At 69.0% G+C, this 13,962-nt stretch carries 13 protein-coding genes; 3 read left to right on the forward strand and 10 right to left on the reverse strand.

Going from position 1 to position 13,962, the window contains the following annotated elements; translation table 11 throughout:
* Positions 1-21 precede the first annotated feature (21 nt).
* From hrpB to D575_RS14480, 5 genes are all read right to left on the reverse strand, one after another.
* Positions 22-2,529, reverse strand: a complete 2,508-nt coding sequence (gene hrpB, locus D575_RS0112905; protein ID WP_018146337.1) for an ATP-dependent helicase HrpB — start codon at positions 2,527-2,529, stop codon at positions 22-24.
* 7 nt (positions 2,530-2,536) lie between these two features.
* Positions 2,537-3,730 carry an efflux RND transporter periplasmic adaptor subunit gene (locus D575_RS0112910; RefSeq protein ID WP_018146338.1) on the reverse strand — a complete coding sequence of 398 codons (1,194 nt, stop codon included), beginning with the start codon at positions 3,728-3,730 and terminating at the stop codon, positions 2,537-2,539.
* Between the two features lie 241 nt (positions 3,731-3,971).
* Positions 3,972-6,332: an ABC transporter permease gene (locus D575_RS0112915; protein WP_018146339.1), complete on the reverse strand. Its 2,361-nt coding sequence runs from the start codon at positions 6,330-6,332 to the stop codon at positions 3,972-3,974.
* Positions 6,333-6,350: 18 nt separating this feature from the next.
* Positions 6,351-7,100 (reverse strand): ABC transporter ATP-binding protein, encoded by a 750-nt coding sequence (locus tag D575_RS0112920; protein WP_018146340.1) that lies wholly within the window; start codon positions 7,098-7,100, stop codon positions 6,351-6,353.
* Positions 7,097-7,273, reverse strand: a complete 177-nt coding sequence (locus tag D575_RS14480; protein WP_018146341.1) for a hypothetical protein — start codon at positions 7,271-7,273, stop codon at positions 7,097-7,099. The genes D575_RS0112920 and D575_RS14480 overlap by 4 nt, the downstream gene beginning before the upstream one ends.
* Before the next feature lie 853 nt (positions 7,274-8,126).
* Here D575_RS14480 and D575_RS0112930 point away from each other — a divergent pair.
* Positions 8,127-9,059 carry a carbohydrate kinase family protein gene (locus D575_RS0112930; RefSeq protein ID WP_018146342.1) on the forward strand — a complete coding sequence of 311 codons (933 nt, stop codon included), beginning with the start codon at positions 8,127-8,129 and terminating at the stop codon, positions 9,057-9,059.
* A 460-nt stretch (positions 9,060-9,519) separates the two neighbouring features.
* Here D575_RS0112930 and D575_RS0112935 read toward each other — a convergent pair whose 3' ends face one another.
* From D575_RS0112935 to D575_RS0112945, 3 genes are all read right to left on the reverse strand, one after another.
* Positions 9,520-9,774 (reverse strand): type II toxin-antitoxin system RelE/ParE family toxin, encoded by a 255-nt coding sequence (locus D575_RS0112935; RefSeq protein ID WP_018146343.1) that lies wholly within the window; start codon positions 9,772-9,774, stop codon positions 9,520-9,522.
* A complete protein-coding gene (locus tag D575_RS0112940; protein WP_018146344.1) occupies positions 9,771-10,031 on the reverse strand; it encodes a type II toxin-antitoxin system Phd/YefM family antitoxin in 261 nt (86 codons plus the stop codon). Before D575_RS0112940 ends, D575_RS0112935 begins: the two co-directional genes overlap by 4 nt.
* Before the next feature lie 424 nt (positions 10,032-10,455).
* Positions 10,456-10,932 carry a YbhB/YbcL family Raf kinase inhibitor-like protein gene (locus D575_RS0112945; protein ID WP_018146345.1) on the reverse strand — a complete coding sequence of 159 codons (477 nt, stop codon included), beginning with the start codon at positions 10,930-10,932 and terminating at the stop codon, positions 10,456-10,458.
* A 115-nt stretch (positions 10,933-11,047) separates the two neighbouring features.
* Here D575_RS0112945 and D575_RS0112950 point away from each other — a divergent pair, with 115 nt between their 5' ends.
* On the forward strand, positions 11,048-11,485 hold the full coding sequence (locus D575_RS0112950) for a hypothetical protein (RefSeq protein ID WP_018146346.1): 438 nt from the start codon (positions 11,048-11,050) through the stop codon (positions 11,483-11,485).
* 213 nt (positions 11,486-11,698) lie between these two features.
* Positions 11,699-12,658, forward strand: coding sequence for a patatin-like phospholipase family protein (locus D575_RS0112955; protein WP_018146347.1), 960 nt, complete (start codon positions 11,699-11,701; stop codon positions 12,656-12,658).
* A 411-nt stretch (positions 12,659-13,069) separates the two neighbouring features.
* Here the strand turns inward: D575_RS0112955 and D575_RS0112960 are convergent, their stop codons facing one another.
* Together D575_RS0112960 and D575_RS0112965 are read right to left on the reverse strand one after the other, a co-directional pair.
* A complete protein-coding gene (locus D575_RS0112960) occupies positions 13,070-13,324 on the reverse strand; it encodes a Smr/MutS family protein (protein WP_018146348.1) in 255 nt (84 codons plus the stop codon).
* Between the two features lie 22 nt (positions 13,325-13,346).
* On the reverse strand, positions 13,347-13,832 hold the full coding sequence (locus D575_RS0112965; RefSeq protein ID WP_018146349.1) for a universal stress protein: 486 nt from the start codon (positions 13,830-13,832) through the stop codon (positions 13,347-13,349).
* Positions 13,833-13,962: the final 130 nt, after the last annotated feature.

The following is a 13,962-nucleotide window of genomic DNA, read 5'->3' on the forward strand; positions in this document are numbered from 1 at the left end:
CCCCCGCCAAACCTGAACTGCCTACCCACGCCGCTTCGCATGCCGCGTGGCCGGCGCGTTCCACGGATCCTCCGGCCAGGGGTGCTTGGGGTAACGCCCCTTCAGTTCGCGCCGCACCTCCGGGTAGCCGTTCTCCCAGAAACTCTTCAGATCCTGGGTGACCTGCACCGGACGCCGCGCCGGCGACAGCAGGTGCAGCACCAGCGCCACACGGCCTCCGGCCACAGCGGGCGTTTCCGCCAGGCCGAAGAGCTCCTGCAGCTTCACCGCCAGCACCGGCGGATCCTGGGTGTAGTCCACCCGGTGGGCGGAACCGGAGGGCACCGCGATACGGGCCGGCGCCTCGCGCTCCAGTTGCTGCTGATGCCCCCAGTCCAGCCGCGCGCGCAAGATCGCCGCCAGGTCCAGCCGGTCCAGATCGCGCAGCCGCGTCATCCCGGCCAGGTACGGCCCCAGCCAGTCCTCGAGACCGGCGAGTAACGCAGCGTCATCCATGTCGGGAAAGCCTGCCTCCGGCATCGCCTGATGCAGCAGCTGGATGCGTGCACGCAGCTGGGTCGCCGCGTCATCCCACGGCAGCAGCGCCAGCCCTTCGCGGCGCATCCGTTCGCACCAGCGCGGGATCGTGGACGCGGGGTCGTCCAGCGCGACCATCTGCCGCTCGACCACCAACGTGCCAATGCGGCGGATGCGCGCGTTCTCCAGCCGCGCCCCGTCCTCCACCCAGTCGCAACGCGTCTCGCGGTGGAAAAGCTCCGGCGCCTCGCGCTCCAGCACGGCGAGGTCCAGCGCCACCGCGCAGCGGATACGGGCCTCGCGCTCGGCGTCGGTGCAGTCCACCGCGACCAGGTACTCGGCATGCGCCAGGCGCTCGCGCTCCGGCAGCAACGCCCCGCGGCCATTGCCCATCACGAAGCGCCCGGCCTGCCCGCCGCGTGGCCGCGCGATGCGTTCGGGCCAGGCCAGCGCAGCCAGCACGCCCAGCGCCGTGGCTTCGTCCATGGCGGATTCCGCTGCGTCGGGCCTGTCCTCCAGCCGCGCCAGGGCCTGCTCCAGCCGCCGCAGCCCGGACTTCCAGGCGCGGCCGCCCGCACGCCGTGCCTGCACCAGGCGTTCCCCCAGTTCCAGCGGGGCACCTGGCCCGGCCATTCCCGGCTCCTCGACTACGACCGCCAGCTCGCAGGCCAGACGCGAGAGGCCCCGCTCGCGCGCCCGCAGCAGCATGTGCGCCAGGCGCGGATGCGTCGGCAGGCGCAGCAGGCCGCGGCCGTGATCAGTGATCCGCCCTTCGGCATCCACCGCGCCCAGCTCCGCGAGGATCGCCTGCGCGGCGGCCATGCCGTGCGCCGGTGGCGGCTCCAGCCAGTCGAGTTCGGCCACCGCCTCGCCCCAACCCGCCAGCTCCAGGGCCAGCGGCAGCAGGTCGACCTGTTGCAGGCCGGGCGTCGCGTAGTCCGGGCGCTGCACCTCCTCGGCGCGCGCCCACAGCCGGATCGCGACGCCGGGTTCGGTCCGCCCGGCACGGCCGGCGCGCTGTTCCGCCGCGGCCTTCGAGGCGGGCACCGTCACCAGCCGCGACAGCCCGGTCGCGGCATCAAAACGCGGCTCGCGGGACAGTCCCGCGTCGATCACCACGCGCACGCCCTCGATGGTCAGGCTGGTTTCGGCAATGTCGGTGGCCAGCACCACCTTGCGCTCGCCTTGCGGGGCCGGGCGCACCGCGCGGTTCTGCTCCTCCGCCGACAGCCGCCCGAACAACGGCGCCACCCGCGCGGGGCCGACCAGCGTCTCCAGGGTCTCCCCCAGGCGCGCAGCGACCTCGCGGATCTCGCGCTCGCCGGGCAGAAAGACCAGGGCGGAACCCGGCTCGGCCTCCAGTGCCTCGCGCACGGCCTGCGCCACGACGTCGGCCAGTGGGGCGTCCTTCTTCGGCGGCGCGTAGCGCACCTCCACCGGGAACTGTCGCCCGCGAGCCCGCAGCACGGGCACAGGGTCCGCCTCCGGCCCCGCAAGCAGCCGCGCCACGGCCTCGTCGTCGAGGGTGGCGGACATCACCACGATCCGCAGCTCCGGGCGCAGCAGGCGGCGCACCTGCAGCGCGAAGGCCAGCGCCAGTTCGGCCTCGGGCCGGCGCAGGTGGAATTCGTCGAACACGACCGCGCCGACATCCTCCAGCAGCGGGTCGGCCTGGATGCGGCGCAGGAACAGGCCATCGGTGACCAGCTCGACGCGGGTTTGCGCCGAGACCTTCTGTTCGTCGCGCACGCGGTAACCCACCGTCTGCCCGACCGGCTCGCCGCGTTGCCCGGCCATGAACGTGGCCGCCATGCGCGCGGCCAGGCGGCGCGGCTGAAGCACGATGACCCGCCCCCCGGATACGGAATCCGCCAGGTGCAGCGGCACCCGCGTGGTCTTGCCCGCCCCCGGTTCGGCCACCAGCACGGCCGCACCGCGCGTGGCGAGCGCGGCATCCAGCGGACTCAGCAGGTCATCCAGCGCCTCGGGCGAGGCATTCGGGGGTTCGGCCATGGGCAGGTCAGTTTTCGACGACGCGGGTACCGGCCTGCACGCGGTCGCCCGGACGGGTAACTACGCGCTCGCCCCCCTCCAGGCCCTCAAGGATCTGCGTGGTGAACCCGGAACGGCGGCCCACCTCGACCCGTCGCGGCTCCGCACGCCCGTCCTCGACCACGAACACCGACCACTCGCCACGGTGGCGGAACAACGCACTGGTCGGCACCTGCAGCACGTCGTCACCCTCCCACAGCAGGAACTCGGCCTCCACGCGATAGCCAACGGCCAGCCCGGCCAGGCGCGCTTCGACCGCATCCAGATCGAGGATCACCGGCACACGCTGCTCGTCCACGCCCAGCGCGGAGATTTTCGTGAAGCCGAACGGTTGCACGCGGCGCACGGAGGCCTCCAGTTCCGCATCGCGACCCCAGTCGGTCAGGCGCACGCGCATGCCCGGTACCACGCGCACCGCATCCATCGACAGCAGGTCCACCTGCACCTCCAGGTCGTCCAGATCGCCGACGACCAGTACCGGCTCGCCGGCGCCGATGGTGCCCTCGCAGCAGCGGTAGCGCTCCAGCACCACGCCCTCGGCGGGCGAACGCACGGACAGGGTATCCGCCTCGGATTCCGGCATCTGGCCGCTGGCGATATCCAGCACCACCCGGGCACTCTCGATCTCGCTGCGGGCGACCTCCACCGCGGATTCGCCCGCGCGCACGGCCGAACGCGCCCGATCACGCATCGTCTCCATGCGCTCCATCTCGGTCGCGGACACCGCCCCGCGGTCAAACAGCTCCTGGTGGCGGCGATACTCGGACTCGGCAAACCGCGCCTCGGCCCGCAGGTTCTCCAGATTCGCCTCCGCGCTTTGCAGCCGCGAACGCGCGGCGGCCAGGTTCTCGCGCGCCTGCTCGCGCGAGCGCGCATCCAGCGCCGGCGTCGGCAACGGCTCCAGGCGGAACAGCGTATCGCCCAGCGCGACCGCGTCGCCCTCCTCCAGCGCCACACGATGCAGATAGCCCGCAATCGGCGCCGACACCGTGTAAGTCTCGCGCAGCCGGGTACGCCCCTCCTCGCGCACGGTCTCCTCGAACGCCCCGGCCTGCACCTCGGTCAGCGACACCGGCACCGGCTGCGGGCGCAGCGCCCACACCAGCGCGGCCACCCCCGCCAGCACCACCAGCCCGATCGTGATCCGCTTCTTCATCGCCATGCCTTCAGTCTCGCAAATCCCGCCTCGACGCGCCCGGGGCCACCCCCGGGCAACACGCCCCCCACACGTAGGATGCGACGAGCGAAGCGAATCGCATCAAGACGGCGCCGGGAAGCCTCGCGAATGGCCGGCATCCACGGTTTCGCCACATTCCTGCATCGGTGGATTCCCGCGGCTTCCAGATGATGCGATTCGCTCCGCTCATCACATCCTACGTGGTGATTGAGTGGTGCCGTGGCCATTACTCCGCCGCCTTCAGGGCCTGCACGCGGTCGAGGCTCTGCAGGCGGCGCCAGGCGAGGAAGGCGGTCAGGCTGGCCGCCACCAGGATGCCCAGCGCGGCGAAGCCGTAGGCCTGCGGCGTAATCACCAGCGGCACACGCATCAAATCCATCGCGAAGGCCTGGTTCAGCAGCCAGGCGAAACCGGTACCGGTCAGCCAGGCGACCGGGATCGCCGCCAGTGTCAGCACGGCGATCTCGCCCAGCAGGATCCAGCTGACCTGGCCGCGCGAGTAGCCGAGCACCTCCAGCGTGGCCAGATCCCGGGCGCGCTCGGCATAGGTGATGCGCGCGTTGTTGTAGGTCACGGCGAAGGCGATGGAGACGGCCAGCGCCACGAACACCAGGGCGAACACGATGATGGTCTCGCCGATGTACTCGCGGATATTGCGCTCGGCCTCCGCGATCAGCCCCACGCTGGCCACGCGCGGGCGATCGGACAGCCGCGCGAACAGGGCTGCCTCCTGCGCACGGTCGGTCAGCAGCCAGGCCCCGGAGACGGCCGGCCCCTCGCCGATCAGGCGATTCAGCGCCGGGCGGTGCATGTAGGCGCCGACGCCGATCGGCTCCTCCACCACCCCGGCCAGTGGCACCGACACGGTGCGCCGGCGCCCCTCCAGGATCTCCAGCTCTACCGGGTCGCCGACGCGCAACCCCAGCTGCTCCGCCAGGTAGTCGGTCAGCAGGATGCCTTCCTCCGGCAGGCGGCCGCGACCGCCGGCCATCGGCAACTGGCGCAGACGCGGTTCCGCGTCCAGACCCAGCAGGCGCACGCGCTCCTCGCGGTTCACGCCGACCAGGCGCACCGGCACCGCGCGGAAGGTCTCCACCGCCAGCACGCCCGGCTCGTGGCGCAGCTCCCCGGCCACGCGCGCCGGCACCGGATCGGTGAACTGCAGATCGATGTCCATCTGCAGCACCTGCCCGTACTGGGTATCCAGCATCTGGTCCACCGCGTTCAGCTGGTAGGCGCCCATCAACAGCAGGCCACCGGACAGTCCGATCCCGATCACCGACAGCACGGACTTGAGTCGGTGGCGGGCCAGGTTGCGCAGGATGATGCGGGTCGGCTGGTCGATTGCGCGCCAGGCCACCGACCGCTCCAGCCAGCCGCGGTGAAAGTGCTCCGGCGCCGGGGGGCGCATGGCTTCGGCCGGGGCCATGCGCACCGCCTGCCAGACGGCACGGAAGGTGCCGAGCATGGCCGCGCCCATCGCCACGGCCACCGCCAGCACCATCACCCAGGGCTGCAGGCGAAAGCTCATCGCCGGGAAGCGGAAGTACTCGGCGTAGATGCCGGCCAGGCCCTGCGCGGCCCAAGCCCCGAACGCGAGCCCAAGCGCACAACCCACCAGCACGATGCCGCCGGTCAGCAGGCCGTAGTGCGCGGCAATCGCGCCATTGCCATAGCCGAAGGCCTTGAGCACCGCGATGGGTTCGCGCTGCGAGCGGATGATGCGCCCGACCACGACATTCAGCAGAAACGCCGCCACCGCGAGAAAGATGGTGGGCAGGATCGCCGCCTGGGCGCGCAGCTGGGTCAGCTCCTCGGACAGGAAGCGGTGCGAGAACTGGTCCTCGCGCCCGTAGGCGCCCAGGCCGCCGTAGCGGGCCAGCGCGCGGTCCATGGCCTCGATCACGGGCTCCGGGTCGGCGCCCGCTTGCAGACTCACGGTGACGGAATTGAACGCCCCCTCCATGCCGTAGGCGGCCGCCAGCGCGCGGCGGTTCATCCACAGGATGCCGTAGCGCTCGTAGTCCGGCAGCAGGTCGGTGGGGCTGATCTGGTAGACGAACTCCGGCGACAGCGCGATGCCGCTGATCTGAAGGTCGGTCAGGCGCCCGTCGATAATCGCGCGCAGGGCATCCCCGGCGCCCAGCCCGTGCGCCTCGGCGAAGGCCTCGCTGACCACCACCTCGCGCGCGCGGCCCGGCTCGGGCAGCCGGCCCTCGCGCAGGTAGAGCCGGTTCAGCAGCGGCTCGCCCCCGTCCGGCAGGGAGAGCATGGTGCCCCGGATCGGGTCGTCGAAACCGGCGACCTCCAGGCGCACCGGGGCCTGCACGCGGGTCTCGACCTGGTTGATACCCGGCGCATCGCGGAAGCGCTCCGCCGCGCTCTCCGGCGCGCGCGTGATCTCCGCGAACACGTCGGCGAACTGGTATTCGGAGTAGAAGCGCTCCTTGGTGATGGTCAGGGCGTCGAGGCTGGTGACCGCGATCACCAGGGTCATCACGCCACTGGCGATCACCAGCGCGATGGCCGCCGCCTGGCCCTTCAGGTGGCCGAGATCGCGCAGGATCTTGCGGTTGAGGGCACGCACAGGGCAGGAGCGCCGTCGCTACCAGTGCAGTGCGGACGGCGGCTGGCGGGTGGCGTTCTCGTGGATCTCGCTCACGCGCCCGTCGCTCAGATGGATCACGCGATCGGCCATCTCGCCGATCACCGCGTTGTGGGTGATGATCGCCACCGTCGTGTCCAGCCGTTCGTTGATGTGCTGCAGCACCTCCAGCACGCGGATACCGGTCTTCGAATCCAGCGCGCCGGTCGGCTCGTCGCACAGCAGCACCGCCGGCTGCTTGGCGATCGCGCGGGCGATGGCCACCCGCTGCTGCTCGCCGCCGGAGAGCTGCGAGGGAAAGTGGTCCATGCGGTCCTCCAGCCCGACCAGCGCCAGCGCCTCCTCCGGCGGCATCGGGTCGCGCGAGATCTCGGTGACAATCGCCACGTTCTCGCGCGCGGTCAGGCTGGCGATCAGGTTGTAGAACTGGAACACGAAGCCGACATGGTCCCGGCGAAAGTTCGTCAGCGTGCGCTCTGAGGCCTGTGCCAGATCCTGGTCGCGGTAGCGCACCTCGCCCTCGGACGCGGTATCCAGCCCGCCCATGATGTTCAGCAGCGTCGACTTGCCCGAGCCCGAGGCCCCCAGCATCACCACCAGCTCGCCGGTGTAGAGCTCCAGGTCCACCCCGCGCAGGGCGTGGATGGTCACCTCGCCCATGCGGTAGACCTTGGTCACCCCGGCGGCGCGGAAGATCACTTCGCGCCCGGCGTGCGGCGCATCCGGGGCGGGCGCCGTGGCTGTATTCATGCCGCCCGGGGCGCAACCGATCCTGATCCAGCGGCCAGGCGCTCGGCCGCCGGTGCCGCACCCGTATCGGGCGCGCCGGGCAGGATACCCCCGTCGCCGTCCAGGCTCATGGACCACAGGCTCAGCAACAACAGCAGGATGATCAGGATCGGTATCAGTACGCGCGGATTCATCAGTCACGCCCTCGCTCGCGGGAATGACCCCATGCTGCCACAAAGCCCCCGGCACAACGGCACCGCACGCAGCGTGATTGCGTGGCGTGCAGCACCGCCGCGACCTTCGGGGCCGTCCCGGCGCCAATCGGCCGAACGTCGGGGTTCCATCCGGATGATCGCCACGTCGCCTTCGGCGCCTCGCGATGACGAGGCAACAATCACCGTCATCGCGAGGCGCGTAGCGCCGTGGCGATCTCCACCCAGAACCACCCGAGCCCGCCGCACCGCCAGCTTCACCCGATTGCCACGTCGCCTGCGGCTCCTCGCAATGACGGTGCTTTTGCCCCCGTCATTGCGAGGAGCGCAGCGACGAAGCAACCTCCGAAAGCTGGCAGTGCCTCCAAGATCCGCCTTCGGTCTCAGCTTCAGGAGGTTACTCGCTGCGCTCGCCCTTCGGGGCGGCCTGCGGCGCCCCGCAACGAGGCGCTTCCGGACACCCCGCCCCAACCTTCTGTCATCCCGGCCGAAGCGAAGCGTAGAGCCGGGATCTGCGTCATGTGGTGCGCCCCATCCCCGTCATCCCGGACACCGCGCAGCGGTGATCCGGGATCTCCCACGGTGGCACCGCTGACGTCACAGATCCCGGCTCTGCGCTTCGCTTCGGCCGGGATGACAGGGGGTGAAATACCAGCGCGACCCCTGCTTCCATCGCCCCCCGATTTGTTGTTTTGCGCCCAAATACTTACCCTATGCACATCGCACGACCCGCCATCGGCGCGCAATCATGGCTTCCAGCGCGCGCCACGGGACGTCCTGTGCCGCCTGCAAAGGCGCGCACGACAACGATTTCAGCCAACGCTAAGGAGCAACAATGTCCGCACTGATCTGTGGGTCCATGGCCTACGACACCATCATGGTGTTCCCCGATCGCTTCAAGAACCACATCCTCCCGGACAAGGTGCACATGCTGAATGTGTCCTTCCTGGTCCCGGACATGCGCCGCGAGTTCGGCGGCTGCGCCGGCAACATCGCCTACAACATGAAGCTGCTGGGCGCGGACCCGACCATCATGGCCACCGTGGGCGGCGACTTCACCCCGTACGCCGACTGGATGGACAAGCACGCCATCTCGCGCACGTTCGTCAAGGAGCTGAAGGACACCTACACCGGTCAGGCCTTCATCACCACCGACCAGGACGACAACCAGATCACCGCCTTCCACCCGGGCGCGATGGGCTTCTCGCACCAGCAGAAGGTCACCGACGCCGACGGCATCAAGGTCGGCATCGTATCCCCGGACGGCCGTGACGGCATGATCGAGCACGCCCAGCAGTTCGCCGACGCCGGCATCCCGTTCATGTTCGACCCGGGCCAGGGCCTGCCAATGTTCGACGGCGACGACCTGAAGCGCTTCATGGAGAACGCCACCTACGCCGCGTTCAACGACTACGAAGCGCAGCTGACCGCCGACCGTACCGGCCTGAGCCTGGAACAGCTGGCCGAAATGGTCGACGCCATGATCGTCACCCGCGGTGGCGAGGGCTCCGACATCTACACCGGCGGCAAGAAGATCACCATCCCGTCGGTCGAACCGGCCGCGATCAAGGACCCGACCGGCTGTGGCGACTCCTACCGCGCCGGCATCCTGTTCGGCCTGGAAAAGGGCTTTGATTGGGAGACCACCGGCCGTATCGCCTCGCTGATCGGCTCGATCAAGATCGCGCACTCCGGCACCCAGAACCACCACTTCACCGCCGAAGAGTTCGCCGACAAGTTCGAAAAGGCCTTCGGCTACCGCTACTAAGCAACGCCGCCGCCCCGGGCACTCGCCCGGGAACGCAAAAGGCCCGGACCGAGTTCGCTCGGCCCGGGCCTTTTTTGTGGATGGAGCCAACAACGCCGCCACCCCCTGCCCGCACCAACCGCACCCCCCGTCATCCCGCCCGCAACGCCATACGCCGTCATCCCGGCCGTAGCGCCATCCCCCGTCATCCCGCCCGTAGCGCCATACCTCGTCATCCCGGCCGTAGCGAAGCGAAGAGCCGGGATCTCCAACGCCAGGCCCACCCCCAAACGCCCGAGATCCCGGATAACCGCTTCGCGGTTTCCGGGATGACGCCCTCTTCCAGACCGACACAAGCCTTGGCCCCCACCCGCGGGGGGCATCACTGTGGGAGCGTGCCTGCACGCGAAGCCCCTGCCCGCGCCCGACTCTGGCAGGGGCTTCGCCGCCAAGGCGGCTCCCACAAGACATTCCTGCAAGGCTATTCGCCGGAGTGCGTACGCGCCCGGATCACGATCACCAGCAACTGCTCGTCCCGAATCGTGTACAGCAGACGGTCCTTGTAGCTGATCCGCAGGGAGTAGTACCCGCGCAGATCACCAACCAGCGCCTTGCCGCAGTACGGGTCAACCGCCACCCGGTTGCGCAGGATCTGCTTCACCTTGTCACGCAGCTTCGGCGTCAGACGCCGCAAATCCTTCTCCGCTTGACGGGTGAACCGAATGGTCCAGGTCACTGCTTCTCCCCGAACACCTCCTCGAAGCCCAGCGTATCGCCCTCATCCGCCTCGCGGCGGCCCTGCTCGAATTCCTGCCGGAAACCGGGCTCGGAGAGCAGCTCCAGGGTCTCGATCAGGCTGGCGTACTCGTCTTCCGACATCAGCACCGCATCGCCGTTGCGATGCCGGATATGGTAGATCGCGTGCTGTTCGTTCACGCCCTTGATCAGATCGAACAGACCCTTGCGAGCCTCGGTAGCCGTCAGCGTCGTCATCGCCAGTCACCCGAAACGTACATAAAGTGGTACATATCGTGCGCCCACCGCCCCACCCGGTCAAGACCAAACGGCCCGAAGCGGGATCAGGGCCCAGTAGGAGCGTGCTTGCACGCGAAGCCCCTGCCCGCACCAACCGCTGCCCCCGTCATCCCGCCCGCAACGCCATACCCCGTCATCCCGGCCGTAGCGAAGCGAAGAGCCGGGATCTCCAACGCCAGGCCCATCCCCAACGCCCGAGATCCCGGATAACCGCTTTGCGGTTTCCAGGATGACGCCGTCTTCCAGACCGCCGCCAGCCTTGGCCCCCGCCGGTGGGGGCGTCACTGTGGGAGCGTGCTTGCACGCGAAGCCCCTGCCCGCGTCCGACTCTGGCAGGGGCTTCGCCGGCAAGCCGGCTCCCACAAGGCATTCCTACAAGACCTCAGTCGCGCTGGTAGGTGCCCACCAGGCGGTTCATGCCGATCACGTGGGGCTCGGCGTGCTCCAGGAACTGCCACAGGGTCAGGCCGGGTGGGAGCTGCAGGTCGGCGTCCAGCGCCAGCAGCCAGAAGAAGTAGTGGTGCTTTCCATGGCCCTCGGGCGGCATCGGCCCGCCGTAGCCGGTGCGACCGAAGTCCGTCTGGCCGGTCGCGCCCAGATCGGTTGCCTCGGACAGGCCATCCAGATCCGGCGGCAGGTTGTACAGCACCCAGTGCACGAAGCCGTAGGTGCCCGGCTGGATCAGCGGCGCATCCGGGTCATGGCAGATCACCGCGAGGGACTGGGTGCCCTGCGGCACGTCCCGCCACCGCAATGCCGGGGAGGTGTCCTCACCCTCGCCGCTGTGGCGTTTGGGGATCGGCTGGCCAGGGCCAAAGGCGGAACTCGACAGCTGCATCGCGGACAGTGCAAAACCCATGACGTACTCCTTTGCATTACCTACCCGCACGGTAACGCCGCCGGCCGACGGTCTCCAAGCCAATACGTGAAGGACGGCGCTTGCAGACCGCGGACGGCACACGGATGATCCGCGCATGCGCAAGCTACTGAAGAAATGGCTGGGCCGGCGGGATCCGCTGGCATCCGCCGCCCAGGCCGTTGACCATGGCCGCACGGGCATCGAGACCGTCCTGGGGCTGCCGCACCGACTGTCGGTACCGCTGCTGCGCCGCCACTTCGGCGACGACGCCGAGCCTTCCGACGCCACCTTCCGCGAGACCGGTCGCGACGGTTACTGGAAGCTGCCGCCACCCGCCCCCGAGTTCGAAGTGCACTTGTACGGCGACCCGGACGGCCGCCTGACGCTGGGCACCATCCGCGGGTACGGCCCATACGCCGGCCTCGTAGTCTTCAGCGAATGGTCGCCGGATCACCCCGCCGCCGTCTGGCAGCTGCGGGTGGAAGAACCCGCCGGCGAGTCCGCCCAGGCCCTGCACGACCACCTGCTCGACCCGAACCGCTCCCCCGAATAGCACGCATCGCCGCATACCATCCGCCCTGGTAGGAGCGTGAGACCCATTCGCTGGAACCGGGCCTTCAGGCTGGAAAAACCCGATCACACCCCCAACATATCCTTGAAGCCAACCGAATCCGGCCGCTCCGCGAATCGATGATGGGCGCGCTACGGAAAACCGCAGCGCACGCCCGTCGATTTCCCAATACTCCACCCAGGCACACCGACCACCATGACGCGAAAGCCCCAGTCCATCTCCCTGGTCCTCGGCAGCGGCGGCGCCCGCGGTCTGGCACAGATCGGCGTGATCCGCTGGCTGGAGGAACACTCGGATTACCGCATCCGCTCCATTGCCGGTGCCTCCATGGGCGCGGTCGTCGGCGGCATCTACGCCGCCGGCCAGCTGGATGCCTACGAGGACTGGGTAAAGTCCCTGCGCCGTCAGGACGTCTGGCGACTTCTGGACTTCTCCTTCCGCGGTGCCGGGCTGATCCGTGGTGACCGCCTGATCGAGAAGCTGCGCGACATGCTCGGCGACATGGACATCGAGGACCTGCCGATCTCGTTCACCGCCGTGGCCACCGATATCGAACGCGAACGCGAGGTCTGGCTGAACTCCGGCTCGCTGTTCGACGCCATCCGCGCCTCCATCGCCATCCCCACCGTGTTCACCCCGGTGCGCCACAAGGGCCGGCTGCTGGTGGACGGCGGCCTGCTGAACCCGGTCCCGATCGCCCCGACCCTGACCGACGACACCGACATCACCCTGGCCGTCAGCCTGAACGGCCGCGTCGGCGAAGAGCTGATCCGTCCCGAGCGCGCCAAGGCGCCCGACCCGGACCGGGAAGAACCCGACAGCGGGTTCCTCAACCATCGCCTGACAGATGCCCTGCCGGATCGCGTCGGCAGCTGGCTGCTGGACTGGCAGGACAAGCTGGGCCTGGGCGAGACTGACCCCGGCCTGAGCCGCGAACAGGAGGCCCGCGCGCTGGGCCTGATCGACATCGTCTCCCACTCCATCGAGGCCATGCAGGGCACAATCGCGCGTTTTCGCATCGCCGCCTACAACCCGGAGCACCTGATCGAGATCCCGGTCAACGCCTGCGGCATATTCGACTTCCACCGCGCCGCCGAGATGATCGACCTCGGCTACGAACTCGCCGACCGCAAACTAGGCCACCAGAAGCCTTAGTTGCCCCCCGGTGGGAATATCACTGTGGGAGCGTGCCTGCACGCGAATGCCCCTGCCAGAGTCGGACGCGGGCGTGGGGTTCGCGTGCAAGCACGCTCCTACAGAACCCCAACCCATATCCTCCCGGCCAGCGCCCCCACCAAGTCATCCCGGCCGCCGCGCCATACCACGTCATCCCGGCCGTAGCGCAGCGAAGAGCCGGGATCTCCAACGCCAGCCCACCCCCAACGCCCGAGATCCCGGATAACCGCTTCGCGGTTTCCGGGATGACAGCCCCTTCCCGGCCGCCAGAAACATCAATCAACCCTGTGGGAGCCCCCCTGTGGGAGCGTGCCTGCACGCGAAGCCCCTGCCAAAGTCGGATGCAGGCACGCGCCGACAGCACCCCGAAGAACTGTAGGAGGCCACGGATCAATGCTTGAAGTGCACGAACAGCCGCCCGTGGTTCTTCGAATCCTTCTCCAGGCGGTGATAGCGCGCCTTGACCTCGGGCTGCTGCAAAAAGCGCAGCACGCGCTTCTTCAGCTGCCCGCTGCCCTTGCCGTGGATGATCTCCACCGTCTTGATGCGCTTGTCGCAGGCCTGCTCGATCGCGCCGTTCAGCTCGGCGTCGATCCGGCGGCCATTGCGGAAGCACTCGTGCAGATCGATCGACAACCGCGACATCGCGAACCCCGCGAGTAGAGGCTCAGTTCACCGTCACCACGATACAGCGCGCCAGCTGCTGCACCTTGTGCGAGACACTCCCGGAGAGCAGCCCCTGCAGGCCCCCAAGGCCGCGCGAGCCCATCACCACCATGTCCACGTCGTGATACTCGGCCTGTTGCAGGATCACCTTGGCCGGAGAGCCGTCTTCCACATGGTGCTCGATGTCGGTCACGCCCAGATCGGTGAAGTATCCGTGGGCCTGCTCGATCAGCTTCTTCGCGATATCCCGCAGCACCTTCGGCGGCACCGCGGCGCCCACGGCCGCACCGCCCGCTGCCAGCGGCGGATCGTTCGGGTCCGGCAGGTCCGAGAGTTGGCGGATATGCGGCGGCACCTCGCCTTGCAGCAGCACGCTGACCAGCACCACCCGGGCGTGATACTTGGACGCCAGATCCGCGGCCACTTCCACCGCCCGCCAGGCGTTGGCGGAACCATCCACCGGCACCAACATGGTCTTCAGTTCCATACCGCGCTCCTTGTTCCTCACCCCGTGGGACCCAGCCGCTTCCGGGCCGTTCAGTCGCCGCCCAGACTGCCAGAGTTGCCCCCCGCGCGCAGCACTTTTCAGCACCCTATACTGGGCAGAAAATCCGCAC

Source organism: Thioalkalivibrio sp. AKL6, from assembly GCF_000376905.1.
Classification (GTDB): Bacteria; Pseudomonadota; Gammaproteobacteria; order Ectothiorhodospirales; family Ectothiorhodospiraceae; genus Thioalkalivibrio; species Thioalkalivibrio versutus.